The organism is Streptomyces sp. NPDC004111 (assembly GCF_042874215.1).
Classification (GTDB): domain Bacteria; phylum Actinomycetota; class Actinomycetes; order Streptomycetales; family Streptomycetaceae; genus Streptomyces.
On record NZ_JBIAMU010000001.1, the window covers coordinates 594,706 to 608,190 of the forward strand.

Below are 13,485 nucleotides of genomic sequence, written 5' to 3' on the forward strand. Positions count from 1 at the left end.
CACCCACCACCCGCCACCCGCTCGATCACCATCACGCTCACGAAAGAGAAGTGCACCTCGTATGAACGCCCCGCTCGACCCCGCCCAGTTGGAGTCCCGGATCGCCGACGGCGCTCTTGTCGTCGATGTCCGCTCCGCCGACGAGTACGCCCAGGGCCACGTCCCCGGCGCCGTCAACGTCCCCCTCGACTCCGTGGCGCACCTGCTGCCCGAACTGCGCGAGGCCGCCGAGCGGCGCGGGCTGGCCGTGGTCTGCGCCTCCGGGGTCCGTTCCAGGACCGCCTGCGAGCAGCTCGACAGGGCGGGCGTCGCGGCGGGCGCCCTGGAGGGCGGCACCGCCGCGTGGCAGGCGGCCGGTCTGCCCGTCGAGCGCTCCGAGCGTCCCGCGCGGCGCGGTGTGTGGGCCATGGACCGCCAGGTCCGCTTCACCGCGGGCGCCCTGGTACTGACCGGCCTCACCCTGGGCGGACGGATGCCCCGCGCCCGGCTGCTGTCCGCCGGGATCGCCGCCGGGCTCGTCTACTCGGGCGTCAGCGGCAGTTGCGGCATGGCCGCCGCCCTGGCCAAACTGCCGCACAACCGCCCCCGCCCGCAGAACCTGGACGCCACCCGCGCCGCACTGCGTGCCTGACACCCCGCACACTGGACGTGGTCCCGGGCCGCGTGCCCTGCGGACCACGTCCGACCCCGCACTTCCCACCCACCGCGTCCCCTCCCACGACGACGAGAACAGGAGCCGCCGTCATGGCCGCCCAGAACAACGAAGAGACGATGGCCGCCGTCCTGAACCGGCTGCGCCGCGCCCAGGGCCAACTCACCGGCGTCATCGCGATGATCGAGGCGGGGCGGGACTGCAAGGACGTGGTGACTCAGCTCGCCGCGGTCTCCCGGGCCCTGGACCGGGCCGGATTCAAGATCATCGCCAGTGGGATGCGCGAGTGCCTCGCCGCGACCGACGGCGAACGCCCGCCGCTCACCGAGGCCGAGCTGGAGAAGCTCTTCCTCAGCCTGGCCTGACCCCCACAGCCGGTCCGGACCCGAACGCGCGTGCCTCGCGGCGCCCCTGGACCGCGCCTCCCGGCCCGGTTCCGGTCCGGGGTCCTCGGCCGGAGAGGGCCGAGGGGCCGGGCGACGGCCAGACGGCAACGAGTTCTTCGCCCGGAGGGAGTCGTAGCGAGGCAGCCGGGGCAGTTGGTCCCCGTAGCGCGGGACCTTTGCCAGCCCGCCGCACGTCCGGGCGGTCCTATCGTCGGCCTGTGGGCCGGTGCTTCACCGCCCCGTACGGCGTGATGAGGCGAGGCACGGATGACTTCCACCCCCCACGGTGAGCTGCTGCTCGTCGGCCACGGCATGGCGGGCCAGCACCTGCTGGAGATGCTGGCCGAGCGCGGCGCGCTGGCGGACGGCGGGCCCGGAGCACCGCGCGGCTGGCGGGTGACCGTACTCGCCGAGGAGGCCGTGCCCGCGTACGACCGGGTCAACCTCTCCTCGTTGTTCACCGGCACCCCGCCCGAGCAACTGCGGCTGGGCGCACCCGGGTTCTTCGACCGGTACGGGGTGCGGCTCCTGCTGGGGGAAGCGGCGGACCGCATCGACACCGCCGCGCGCACCGTGCACACCTCGCGGGGCCGTGCCCTGCGGTACGACGCCCTGGTCCTGGCCACCGGCTCCACCCCCCTCGTGCCGCCGCTCCCGGGCAGCGACGCCGAGGGCTGCTTCACCTACCGGACGCTCGGCGACGCCGACGCGATACGTGGCTACGCGCGGAGTGTCCACGCGCAGGCCCCGGCCCGGCGTGAAGAGGGGCGGGACGGGCCCGGTGGGGTGGTGATCGGCGGTGGGCTGCTCGGGCTGGAGGCGGCGGGTGCGCTGCGTTCGCTCGGCCTGTCCGCCCGGGTCGTGGAGTCCGCGCCCCGGCTGCTGCCCGCGCACCTCGACGACGGCGGCGCGCAGGCACTGCGCGCCGTTCTTGAGTCGCCCGGTACGGGTGTGCGGGTGCACACCGGGGTCGGCGCCGAGCGGATCGCGGTGGACGCGACGGGCCGGGTGTGCGCGGTCGAACTGGCCGACGGGCGGCGCGTCCCCGCCGACCTGGTGGTGATCGCGGCCGGGATCCGGCCGCGGGACACGCTGGCCCGCGCGGCGGGACTGGCGGTCGGGAAGCGCGGCGGTGTCGCGGTCGACGGCCACTGCCGGGCCTCGGCGCCCTCGGTGTACGCGGTCGGCGAGTGCGCGGCACTCGCCGACGGGTCCACGTACGGGATGCTGGCCCCGTCGTACCGGATGGCCGAGACGGCCGCGGCGGTACTCGCGGAGTCGGTACGGGCCGAGCCCCCGGGCTCCGCGCCGGCGAACGCCGGGCCGCCCGCGCCCAGGCCGTTCGACCCGAGCGCCGTCTCCCCCAGGCTCCAGGTGCTGGGGGTCGACGTGGCCTCCCTCGGCGACCCCTTCGCCCTGGACGGCGCGGTGACGACGGTGCACTCCGACGCGCTTACGGGTGTGTACGGCAAGCTCGTGACCGGCGCCGAGGGCGTGCTGCTGGGCGGGGTGCTGGTCGGCGACACCTCGGCGTACGCGGGTCTCCAGCCGTACGTCGGCAGGGTGCTGCCCGCCCGGCCCGCCGACTACCTCGCGCCCGCCTCCGTCGAACGTCCGGTGACCAGCTGGAACCCGCCCGACGACGCGGTGGTGTGCAGTTGCCACCACGTGACCGCGGGCCAGGTCAAGACCGCTGTCGTCCAGCACGGGCTGACCACTCTCGACGGGATCGAGCGGCACACCAGGGCTGGATCGAGCTGCGGCGGGTGCGCCGCCACGTTGGAATCGGTACTGGAATCGGCGTTGCGGGGCGAGGCGCCCCGAGCGCGTCCGGACGCGGGACCGCGCCCGTTGTGCGAGCACTTCGCACTGTCCCGGCCGCAGATCTACGCCCTGGTCCGGGACGAGCGGATCCGTACCTTCGGCGAACTGATCGGGCGGTACGGACGCGGCGAGGGCTGCGCCGTGTGCAAGCCGGTGGTCGCCGGCGTACTGGCCACGCTGGCACCGGAGTTGGGGCTCTCGCACATCCTCGACGGCGAGCAGGCCACGCTGCAGGACTCCAACGACCTGTTCCTGGCCAACCTCCAGCGCGACGGTACGTACTCGGTGGTGCCGCGCATTCCCGCCGGTGTCCTCGGCGCGGACAAGCTGGTCGTCCTGGGGCAGGTGGCCGAGGACTTCGGCCTCTTCGTGAAGATCACCGGCGGGCAGCGGATCAACCTCCTCGGCGCGCGGGCCGAGCAGCTGCCGCGGATCTGGCAGCGCCTGGTGGCCGCGGGCTTCGAGTCGGGGCACGCCTACGGACGCTCGCTGCGCACGGTGAAGGCGTGCGTGGGGGCCCGGTTCTGCCGGTTCGGGCAGGGCGAGACGATGGATCTCGCCACCGAACTGGAGCTCCGCTACCGGGGGTTGCGTGCCCCGCACAAGATCAAGGGCGGGGTGTCCGGCTGTCTGCGCGAGTGCGCCGAGGCCCGCGCCAAGGACATCGGCGTCATCGCCACCGCGACCGGCTGGAACCTGTACGTCGGCGGCAACGGCGGCTCCCGCCCGCGCCGGGCGGACCTGCTCGCCAAGGGGCTCTCGCCCGCGGAACTGGTCAGGCTGCTCGACCGGTTCCTGATGTACTACGTCCGCACCGGGGAGCGCCTGCACCGCACGGCGACCTGGATCGACCGGCTGGACGGCGGGGCGGCGCACCTGCGGGAGGTACTGGTCGAGGACTCGCTGGGCATCTGTGCCGAGCTGGAGGCCCAGATGCAGCGGCACGTGGACGCCTACTGCGACGAGTGGCAGGCGGTACTGGACGACCCCGCAGCGCTCGCCAGGTTCGCCACCGTGGACTTCGGGGCGTCCGGGCCCGGTGCGGCGGACCTCGACGCCGAGTCCGTCGGGGAACTGCTGGAGCCGGGCCGCGGCCGGGCCGTGGTGCTTCCGGACGGCCGGGAGACCGCCGTGTTCAAGACCCGGGACGGGCAGGTGTACTCGATGGACAACACCGACCCGGTGTCCGGTGCGCGGGTGATGGCGAACGGGATCGTCGGCGACAAGGACGGGGTGCCCGTGGTGACCTCCCCGATGTACAAGCAGGTCTACGAGCTGCGTACGGGCCGGGAGTTCCACGTCGGCCGCAGGATGCTGCCGGTCGTCCCCCTGGACGCGCGCCCCGGCGACCGCTCCTGAGGGCGGGCGCAGGGGGGCGCGCGGGCGTCGGCGGCCATTGTCAGTGGTGCCTGTCACCCTTTCCGGACACGACCACGACTGGCACGACTGGTACGAACCGGAGAGACACATGGGCAGCTGGGACATCGGCCCCTTCGACAACGACACCGCCGCCGACTGGTGCGGCGGCCTCGACGACGCCGCCGCGGACGCCCGCCACGGCATCGTCCGGGAGGCGCTCGCCGGTGCGGCAGGCAGCACCGGCCATCTGGATGCGGACGAGGCCCAGGAGGCGCTCGCCGCCGCCGCTCTGGTCGCCGCGCAGTGCCCCGGCGGTGCGCCCGCCGACCCCCACTACGGGCCGCGGGAGGCGCTCCCCGCGCTCGGTGATCTGCGTCCGCTCGCCCTGGCGGCGCTCGACCGCGTGCTGAGCGAACCCTCCGAACTCGTCGAGCTGTGGGACGAGTCGGACGAAGGCGGCCCGTGGAAGGAGCGGCTGGAGCAGCTCCGCACGGCGCTCGCGCCCCGGCCGGCGGGCGAACCGGTCGGCCGGGGCTGACGACGGAGCGCGGGCGCCCGGCGGCCGGGCGACGGTGCGCCGCACCGGTTCCTCGTACGCGCCGGGCCGCTCAGAGCCCGACGTCGCGCCGCCGGTAGTCGTCCAGGGACTCGCGCCGCACCAGCAGGCGGGCGCGCCCGGAGTCGACGGCGACCACCGGCGGGCGGCCCACCAGGTTGTAGCCGGAGGCCATGGACAGCTGGTAGGCGCCTGCCACCGGTACGGCGAGGAGGTCGCCCGGGTGGACGTCGGCGGGCAGCTCGACGTCCGTGGCCAGGACGTCGCCCGCCTCGCAGTGCCGTCCGACCACGGTCGCCGGGCACAGCTCCGCGGTGGAGTGGCGGCCCGCCAGCCGGGGTGCGTACCGGACCCCGTACAGCGCGGGTCTGGGGTTGTCGCTCATGCCGCCGTCCACCGCGACGAACAGCGTGTCGCCGGTGCGCTTGACGGCGAGCACCCGGTAGAGCGCCACCCCGGCCGGTCCGGCGACGGCGCGCCCGGGTTCGATCAGCAGCCGGGGCACGGGCAGCCGGGCCACGGCGCAGCTCCTGTCGAGTTCACCGCGCATCCGGCGGGCCAGCGCGGTGAGGTCCATGGCGGGTTCGCCGGGCCGGTAGGCGATGCCGTGCCCGCCGCCCATGTCCAGCTCCGGGAGGACCACCCCGTGGCTGTCGCGGACGTGCGCCATCAGCGCGACCATCCGGCGCACGGCGGTGAGGTACGGCTCGACCTCGGTCACCTGCGATCCCAAGTGGCAGTGCAGACCGACCAGTTCGAGCTGGGGCTGGTCGAGTATCCGGGCGATGGCGTGCTCGGCGTGGCCGTCGTTGAGGGACAGGCCGAACTTCTGGTCGTCGGTGCCGGTGCGGATCTTGTCGTGGCCGCCCGCGGCGACACCGGGCACGATCCGCACCATCACCTTCTGGTGTCCGCGCGGGCCGACCGCCGCGGCGAGCCGGGCGATCTCGGAGGGGCTGTCGATGACGATGCGGCCGACGCCGAGCCGGAGCGCGGCCTCGATGTCGTGCGGCGACTTGGCGTTGCCGTGCAGCAGGATCTTCTCGACGGGGAAGCCCGCGGTGACCGCGAGTTCGAGTTCGCCCGCGGAGCACACGTCCAGGCCAAGCCCCTCCTCCTCGATCCAGCGGACCATGGCCCGCGAGAGGAACGCCTTGGCCGCGTACAGCACTTCGGCGTCGGGGAACGCGGTGCGGTAGGTGCGGCAGCGGTCGCGCACCTCCGCCTCGTCCAGGACGTAGGCGGGCGTCTCGAACCGTTCGGCGATCTCGGCCAGGTCCACGCCGCCGACGGCGAGCCCGCCGTGCGGCCGGCGGGTGGCGGACGCGGGCCAGACGGACAGGTCGTCACGGGCGGCCGGGACGGGTGTGACGGGTGTGGTGGTCATGACGTACGCACGTCCCTTCGCAGGGGCTGTGACGGGGGGCAGGGTCCGACGGCGACGGCGGGCCCGGCGGCAGGAGCGGCACATCCGGCGGGTGTGGCGCAGCGGGCGGGCCGGGCGGCGGTGGCCGGGGCCGAGAGCGACGGGTCGAGGGTGAGCGTGGTGACGCCCAGCGGTTCGACCAGTGCCCGCAGCGCGGGCTCGCCCAGCCTGATCCACGGCTGGGCGGCGCCGAGCGTCGCCGTCAGCCGGGCCTCGCCGGTGAAGGCGACGGCGGTGCGCTCACCGAGCGCCGTGCGGAACATGCGGGCCGCACACCCCGAGGGTCCCGGCCGGACGGGTACGTAGAGCGGTCCGGCCGGGACGCGTTCGGCGGGCTCCGGGTCTTCGCCGTACAACGGATCGTGCATGGGACTCCCCCTGGAGAATCCTCGAAACGGGCAGGTGGGCCCCGGTCGTCACCAGAGGACCGGGGCGTACGGACGACGCTATGCCCCGGAGCGGAGGGATCGGCTCCTCGTGACGCGATGCTGACGGCGAGCGGCCGGTCGCTGACGGGCCCTTGACGACGTCCGGGGCCGGTCACCGGCAGACCCCGGACCGCGACCGGCCCCGGACACCGACGGCCCCGGACCGCGACCGGCCCCGGACACCGACGGCCCCGGACCGCGACCGGGCCCGGTCACCGACGGCCCTGGACGGCGGCCCCGCCGGGGAGCCACCGGGGAGCCGCCCTGAACCCGCCGGGGAACCACTTCCCCGACGGCCGCACCCCACCGCCCCCAAACACCCCCCGCACCCCAACCCCCCTGCTAGCTTTGCCACTTGACCGGGAGGGAAGGGCACATGACGGCGACGGTGTTTCGCATCGGCGGGGATCTGGAAGTACGGCGGCTCGGATTCGGGGCCATGCACCTGACGACGGAGCCGGGCCCGGCCCGGACGACCTCGCTCGCGGTCGCGCGGCGAGCCGTCGAGCTCGGCGTCAACCTGATCGACACCGCGTTCCTGTACGGCGGCGGGGCCAACGAGGAGCTTCTGGTCGAGGCGCTGCACCCGTACCCGGCCGGTCTGCTCGTCACCACCAAGGTCGGCGTCGCCCAGTCCGGCCCCGACCGGGAGTGGCAGCTCGACGGACGGCCGGCCGTACTGCGCGACCAGGTGGAAAGCGCCCTGCGCCGGCTGCGCGTCGAGCGGCTCGAACTGCTCCAGCTGCACCGCATCGACCCGGAGACACCGCTGGCCGACCAGATCGGCACCCTGCGGGAGCTGCGCGACGAGGGCAAGATCGGCCGGATCGGACTGTCCGAGGTGACCGTCGGCGAACTCGACGAGGCACGGGCGATCGTCGACATCGCGACCGTGCAGAACCGCTACAACCTGCTCGACCGCGAGCACGAGCCGGTGCTTGAGGCGTGCGAGGCGGCCGGGATCGGATTCCTGCCGTGGCGGCCGGTGGCCTGGGGGGACTCGGGGGCACGGGCGGAGGTGGCCGCCGTGGCGACCGAACTCGACGCCTCCCCCACCCAGGTGGCGCTCGCCTGGCTGCTCGGCCGCTCCCCGGTGGTCCTCCCCATCCCGGGCACCTCCCGGACCGCCCACCTGGAGGAGAACCTCGCCGCGGCGGACCTCCACCTGCCCGCACCCCTCCGCGACCGGCTCGACCTGCTGGCCGCGCCCCCGCGCACCGGGGCGGCGGGCGAGGAAGCCCGGCAGGAACAGCCGTGAGCGTGTAGGTCGACGCGGCGGACACGACGCTGTGGAATCCGTCGTCCGGCACCGGGCGGCACGGGGACGCCCCGGACATCCCTGAGGTGCGCCCGGCGGTGCACGAGGAGTGCGTACGCGACCTGGTCGCCCGGCACCGCCACACGCGGAACGCCGTGTTCCCAACCCTCCGGGAGGGGCTCGCGGCCACCGCGGCGGCACTCGCCCGGCGCGCGGGAACGGGCCCCGACATGGCAACGGACGGGTCCGGATCGGCCGCCGTCGCCGCGCCGGACACGCGGGCCCGCGATGTGCAGCGCCGGATGCCCGGCTGAGACGGCGGCACCCCGGCGGACCGGCCCGTAGGACCGCAGGGCACCCGGTCGGCGAGGCCCAGCAGGACCCGGCCATCCATCGCCGCGGGCCCTTTGCCGGGCCTTACGGAACGGAAACCGACGCTCCCGGGGCCGGCGGTCCCGTGGCCGGCGGTTCCGGAACCGCCGTTTCCGGGACCGGTGGGCCCTCCGCCCTGACCGCGCTGACGACCACCACGGTCAGGCAGAACGCGATCAGCGTCTCCGCCCAGAAGAACGCGAGGTAGTCGAGCAGGCTGCCGATCGGCGGCGCGCCCGGCGCGGTGTTGCGGAACGCGGCCAGGGCGAACAGCGTGGCCGCCATCCAGCCCAGCGCCGGCCAGGTCAGGCCCCTGCGGCGGCGTACCAGGAACCAGCCGCCCAGCAGTACGGCGACGGCCAGCGCCCACATCGCCGCCATCATGAACACCGCGAAGACGAGGGCGCCGCCGGAGCGGGCCACCTCCGCCGAGAACACGGCGGCACCGCGGGACTCCGTCGCGTCCGCGCCGAACGAGAACAGCGCGTCCCGGTTGGTCAGCGTCATCCGGACGGGCACGCTCTCGCCGCCCTGGACCGCGGCGAACTCCAGGTCCGTCTCGTAGCTGTCGAAGGGGTAGTCCGTGATCGAGCCGCCGCTCAGCGCGACCGGCACGTCGACGGAGGCGATCCGGCTGTGGGCACGGAAGGACAGGTCGCCGCGGACCGACGGCGAGGTCTGCAGCGTGAGGTCCTCGGCCGGGGAGAGTCCGCCCGCCTCGGCGAGCGCGCCGCGCGGGGTGACCAGGACCCGCAGCACCAGCTCCCGGCCGGTCGCGTCGACGCGCTGGACGGTGGCGTCGATGTCGATCCGGTCGGCGGCGGCGCCGCCCGCCGTGTAGCGGGTGTCCAGGTCCTGGCGTTCGCCGTACTGGAGCCAGAGCCCGGCCAGGACGGCCGCCGCCACGGCCAGGAGCACGAGCGCGACGTGCAGGACGGTTCGGTGGGCCGGCCGGGTGCGGGGTTCGCCGGTCACGGTCAGGCCGCGGGCTTTCCGGGCTGGTCGTGCGTGGAGCAGTGGATTCCGCCACCGCCGGAGGCAATGGTGTCGATCTTCACCGGTACGATCTCCCGCTTCGGGAAGTGGTCCTGGAGGATGCCCTTGGCCCGTGCGTCGGCCTTGCGGTCGCCGAACTGGGGCATGAAGACGGCGCCGTTGGCGATGTAGAAGTTGGCGTAGGTGGAGACGAAGTCGTCGCCCTCGCCGGTGATCCGGTCCAGGTCGGGCTGCGGCAGGTCGACGATCTCGAAGCGCCGGCCGCGCGCGTCGGTCGCCTTGCTCAGCACCGAACGGGCCTGGTCGGCCGAGCGGGACCAGGAGTCCGGGGGCGAGCCGGGGAACGCCTGGTCGAGCAGGACGACGCCGGGGGCGGTGAACCGTACGAGGCTGTCCACGTGCGCGTCGGTGATGTCCTGGCCGCGCACGCCCGCGAGCCAGACCACCTTCTGCAGACCGAGGGTCTCCAGCAGCTCGTCCTCGATCTCGTCCCGGGTCTTCCCGCGGTTGCGGTTGTCGTTGACGATCGAGCTCTCGGTGATGAGGAGGGTGCCCTCGCCGTCGGTCTCGAAGGAGCCGCCCTCGGCGACGAGCGGCGCCTGCTCGCGGGGGATGCCGTACTTGGCGAGGAGCTTGCGGCCCACCCGGCCGTCGTTGGTGTGCTCCTGCTTGTTGCCCCAGCCGTTGAAGTTGAAGTCGACACCGACCACGTTCCCGTCGTCCTCGACGAAGACGGGGACGGTGTCGCGGGCCCACAGGTCGTCGACGGCGAGCGGGATGACCTCGACCTGCGAACCGCAGGCCCGCTGGGCGGCCTTGACCTGGTCCGGGCGGGCCATCATCACCACCGCCTCGAACTCCCCGACGGCGCGCGCGATCCGCGCGATGTCCTCGCGCACGTAGGGCAGGTCGTCCTCCCAGACGGAGGCGAGGGCGGGCCAGGACATGTACGTACGGGTGTGGCTCTCCCACTCGGCGCCGAACCGGCGGTCGTCCGGGGCCGGGGAGCGCCCGGCGGCCGCGGTCGAGTCGCCCGGTGCGGGTTCGTCGCCGTTGCAGGCGGCGGTGGCCCCGAGGGCGAGCGCGCCGCCGATACCGGCGAAGGCGCGCAGGGCGGTGCGGCGGGAGAAAGGCAGGAGGGACACGGTGTCTCCGTTCGTGAGCTGGTGAAACTACCCGGCGGCGGCGGACGGATCTCGACGACGCGGCGCGGCACGGGGATCACCGGCGTGGGCTTCACGCGGTTGGCGGCCTCGGAGGAGGCCGCGCGGCGGCGTGAGTGGGGTGGCCGTGACGCCACTGTGGCACTGACTGAATTTTCAGTCAAATTGTGGGAGCCTCGGCCGCCGTGCCGTTGCGCCTGTTCAGGCGGCCGGGCAGGCGGTGCGCACGGCGGCCCGGCGCAGCCCCTCCGCCTCCGCGGCGACGGCGCCCCGCAGCAGCTCGGCGGCGTGGCCGGCCGGCAGCAGCCCGACCAGCCACCGGGTGCTCAGCCCCTCCACGAGCACGGTGAGCCGCTCGGCGGCGGAGACCAGGGCCGCGTCCGGGACCGCAGGGCCGACCGGGCCCAGCAGGTCCGCGATCTCCCGGACCCATTCACGCCCGGCCCGCGCCAGTTCCTCGCGCAGCTCCGGCTCGAAGACGGCGCTGGCCCGCAGCTCGCCCCAGGCCGTGCTGTTCTCCCGCACCTCGGGGAGGTCCTGGAACTCCAGCAGCAGTCTGCGCTCCAGCTCCCGCAGCGGATCGCCGGGAACGCGCGCCCCCGGGGCAAGGTCACCGGGCCCCGGCCCGCGGGGAGCCGCGTCGCCCGGCCCGCCGCCGCGGGTGTACCGCTCCGCCCGGTCGCCGACGAAGCGCAGCGTGCGGCGCAGCAGTCCGGCCCGGTCCTTGAAGTGGTAGTAGACGAGCGCCTTGGAGACCCGCGCCTCGGCCGCCACTTCCTCCACCCGCAACCCCCGCACCCCGCGGCACGCGATCACCCGGGCGGCGGCTTCGAGGATCACCGTCTTCCGGTCCTTCACCTGTGCTCCTTCGCGCGGCCCCGTACGGCCGCGCATCGACTGCGTGCCAGTATCCTGTACTGACTGAAACTTCTGTCAATGGATTCGCGGGCGCGGCCCGTTCCCGTCGTTCCGGCGGTGGCGCGGACGGGGGGCGCCGTGCTCGGCGAACCGGCGCGTGGCGCGCCCGGTGATCCGGATAGGGTTCGCGACATGGCGTCTCGCAGTACTCAGATCCTGGAAGCGGCCGCGCGGGTGATCGCCCGGCGCGGGGTCCGCGGCCTCCGCGTGGAGGAACTGGCCGAGGAGGCGGGAGTCTCCACCGGCCTGATCTACTACCACTTCAAGGACCGCACCGGGATCCTGCGGCACACGCTGGAGTTCATCAACGACCGCGCCGAGCGGTACACCACCGTGGAGACCGCGGACGGCGAGCCGCTGGACGCGCGCGAGGAACTGGACCAGGTGCTGCTCCTGGAGCTCCAGGACGTCCCGGAGGTTCGGGAGAACAGCATCGCCTGGGGCGAACTGCGGGCCAGCGCCGTCTTCGACCCCGTACTGCGCGAGGACCTCGCGCGGGCGACGCTGGTGTGGGTCCAGGAGGTGGCGGCGCTGCTCGGCCAGGTCCACCCGATGGCGCCGGCGGCCCGGCTCGCCTCCGCCGCCGAGCGGCTCACGGCCCTGCTCGAAGGGCTGAGCATGCGGATGCTGAGCGGCGGCCTCACGTTGGACCACGCGCGCACGCTCCTGCGGGAGGCCGTCGAGGTGGAGCTGACCGGACTGCGGCAGCGGTAGCCGCCGCACCGCGCTCCGCCCCGGGTCCGCCGCACCTCGGCGCGGGTCCGGGCACGGACGGCTCCACGGCCGCGCAGCCATGATTCCTCCCTGCTCAAGGTCTTGACCGAATTTTCAGTCAGTGCCACTCTGTGCTCACCGCAGGGCTCCCCGCCCCGCCGCAACCAGGTCACGCGCCGTACCGAGCCAGCACGAGTCGTCACGCGCCGCACCAGGCCAGTCCCCCCGCATGTGTCGCCCTCGCGGGCCTTCAACATGCTGAATCTTGACTGAATTTTCAGTTGGGGACATGACCTCCTCCCGTCTCCCGCCGAACGAAATGAGTGCCTCCGATGACCGGTTTCCGTATGCCCGCCGAGTGGGCCGAGCACGAGGGCTGCCTGATGGCCTGGCCCACCCGCACGGACCTGTGGGACGGCGTCCTGGACGCCGTGCAGAAGGAGTACGCCGACGTCGCCCGCGCCGTCGCCCGCTTCGAACCGGTCACCATGGTCGCCCCGCCCGGCTCCGGCGACGACGCCCGTGCCCACTGCGGCGCCGGCATCACTGTCGTCGAACTGCCGCTGGACGACTCCTGGTTCCGCGACTCGGCCCCGCTGTTCGTCCGGGACGGCGAAGGACGCCGCGCCGGAGTGGACTTCCGCTTCAACGCCTGGGGCCGCAAGCACCACCCGTACGACTCCGACGACCGGATCAGCGCCCTGCTCCTGGACCACCTCGGCATCGAGCGCATCGCCTCCGACATGATCCTGGAGGGCGGGGCGATCACCGTCGACGGCGAAGGCACCCTCATCACCACCGAGCAGTGCCTCCTGCACCCCAACCGCAACCCGGACCTGGACCGGGAGCGGATCGAGGCCGAGCTGAAGGCGCGGCTCGGCGTGGAGAAGGTGATCTGGCTGCCGTACGGCGGGCTGCTCGACACCGAGACCGACGGGCACGTCGACGGGGTGTGCGCCTTCGCCGCGCCCGGCAAGGTCGTCGTGTCCCTGCCCGACGACCCCGCGCACCCCGACCACGCGCGGATGCGCGCCAACCGCGCCGTGCTGGAGGTCTCCACCGACGCCCGGGGCCGCGCCCTGGAGATCGTCGACGTCCCCCAGACCGCCTTCGCCGAGGTCGCGGGCGCCCGCGTCGAGGTGTCGTACCTGAACTACTACCTCGCCAACGGCGGACTCGTCGTCCCGGTCGCCGGGGTGCCCCAGGACGAGGCCGCCCTGAAGGTGCTCGCCGCCGCCCACCCGGACCGCGAGGTCGTCGGCGTACCGGCGCCGGTGATCGCGTACGGCGGCGGCGGTGTCCACTGCATCACCCAGCAGATCCCGGCGGCCCGCCCCGGCGCGTAGCCGCTCCCGCCAGGGGCCCGCCGGCCCGCCCGCCGCCCCACCCGTCGTACCAGCACACCCGTCACCGCCGTACCGGAAGAGAGCGCG

Annotated in this window: 13 protein-coding genes; 8 read left to right on the forward strand and 5 right to left on the reverse strand. The window is 74.1% G+C overall.

Going from position 1 to position 13,485, the window contains the following annotated elements; genetic code table 11:
- The first annotated feature begins 61 nt into the window (after positions 1 to 61).
- The 4 genes from ACFYVL_RS02645 (at position 62) to ACFYVL_RS02660 (ending at position 4,759) form a co-directional block, all read left to right on the forward strand.
- On the forward strand, positions 62 to 631 hold the full coding sequence (locus ACFYVL_RS02645; protein ID WP_389240929.1) for a rhodanese-like domain-containing protein: 570 nt from the start codon (positions 62 to 64) through the stop codon (positions 629 to 631).
- A gap of 113 nt (positions 632 to 744) precedes the next feature.
- Positions 745 to 1,017 (forward strand): metal-sensitive transcriptional regulator, encoded by a 273-nt coding sequence (locus tag ACFYVL_RS02650; RefSeq protein ID WP_389240930.1) that lies wholly within the window; start codon positions 745 to 747, stop codon positions 1,015 to 1,017.
- Positions 1,018 to 1,305: 288 nt separating this feature from the next.
- On the forward strand, positions 1,306 to 4,221 hold the full coding sequence (gene nirB, locus ACFYVL_RS02655; RefSeq protein ID WP_389240931.1) for a nitrite reductase large subunit NirB: 2,916 nt from the start codon (positions 1,306 to 1,308) through the stop codon (positions 4,219 to 4,221).
- 109 nt (positions 4,222 to 4,330) lie between these two features.
- Positions 4,331 to 4,759: a DUF4259 domain-containing protein gene (locus tag ACFYVL_RS02660; protein ID WP_389241302.1), complete on the forward strand. Its 429-nt coding sequence runs from the start codon at positions 4,331 to 4,333 to the stop codon at positions 4,757 to 4,759.
- Positions 4,760 to 4,829: 70 nt separating this feature from the next.
- Here ACFYVL_RS02660 and lysA read toward each other — a convergent pair whose 3' ends face one another.
- Positions 4,830 to 6,164: a diaminopimelate decarboxylase gene (gene lysA, locus ACFYVL_RS02665; protein WP_389240932.1), complete on the reverse strand. Its 1,335-nt coding sequence runs from the start codon at positions 6,162 to 6,164 to the stop codon at positions 4,830 to 4,832.
- The gene (locus ACFYVL_RS02670; protein ID WP_389240933.1) at positions 6,161 to 6,571 is read right to left on the reverse strand and encodes an SAV_915 family protein; all 411 of its coding nucleotides are present in this window, start codon (positions 6,569 to 6,571) and stop codon (positions 6,161 to 6,163) included. The genes lysA and ACFYVL_RS02670 overlap by 4 nt, the downstream gene beginning before the upstream one ends.
- A gap of 436 nt (positions 6,572 to 7,007) precedes the next feature.
- Between ACFYVL_RS02670 and ACFYVL_RS02675 the strand changes: the two genes are divergently transcribed.
- Together ACFYVL_RS02675 and ACFYVL_RS02680 are read left to right on the forward strand one after the other, a co-directional pair.
- Positions 7,008 to 7,889 (forward strand): aldo/keto reductase, encoded by an 882-nt coding sequence (locus ACFYVL_RS02675; protein WP_389240934.1) that lies wholly within the window; start codon positions 7,008 to 7,010, stop codon positions 7,887 to 7,889.
- A gap of 77 nt (positions 7,890 to 7,966) precedes the next feature.
- Positions 7,967 to 8,203 (forward strand): DUF6086 family protein, encoded by a 237-nt coding sequence (locus tag ACFYVL_RS02680; protein WP_389241303.1) that lies wholly within the window; start codon positions 7,967 to 7,969, stop codon positions 8,201 to 8,203.
- 103 nt (positions 8,204 to 8,306) lie between these two features.
- Here the strand turns inward: ACFYVL_RS02680 and ACFYVL_RS02685 are convergent, their stop codons facing one another.
- From ACFYVL_RS02685 to ACFYVL_RS02695, 3 genes are all read right to left on the reverse strand, one after another.
- On the reverse strand, positions 8,307 to 9,236 hold the full coding sequence (locus ACFYVL_RS02685) for a DUF4436 domain-containing protein (RefSeq protein WP_389240935.1): 930 nt from the start codon (positions 9,234 to 9,236) through the stop codon (positions 8,307 to 8,309).
- A 2-nt stretch (positions 9,237 to 9,238) separates the two neighbouring features.
- Positions 9,239 to 10,402: an agmatine/peptidylarginine deiminase gene (locus tag ACFYVL_RS02690; RefSeq protein WP_389240936.1), complete on the reverse strand. Its 1,164-nt coding sequence runs from the start codon at positions 10,400 to 10,402 to the stop codon at positions 9,239 to 9,241.
- Between the two features lie 219 nt (positions 10,403 to 10,621).
- The gene (locus ACFYVL_RS02695) at positions 10,622 to 11,278 is read right to left on the reverse strand and encodes a TetR/AcrR family transcriptional regulator (RefSeq protein WP_389240937.1); all 657 of its coding nucleotides are present in this window, start codon (positions 11,276 to 11,278) and stop codon (positions 10,622 to 10,624) included.
- A 192-nt stretch (positions 11,279 to 11,470) separates the two neighbouring features.
- Here ACFYVL_RS02695 and ACFYVL_RS02700 point away from each other — a divergent pair, with 192 nt between their 5' ends.
- Both ACFYVL_RS02700 and ACFYVL_RS02705 read left to right on the forward strand, forming a co-directional pair.
- Positions 11,471 to 12,052: a TetR/AcrR family transcriptional regulator gene (locus tag ACFYVL_RS02700; protein WP_389240938.1), complete on the forward strand. Its 582-nt coding sequence runs from the start codon at positions 11,471 to 11,473 to the stop codon at positions 12,050 to 12,052.
- Between the two features lie 332 nt (positions 12,053 to 12,384).
- Entirely contained in the window at positions 12,385 to 13,398 is a 1,014-nt protein-coding gene (locus tag ACFYVL_RS02705) for an agmatine/peptidylarginine deiminase (protein ID WP_389240939.1), read from the forward strand.
- Positions 13,399 to 13,485: the final 87 nt, after the last annotated feature.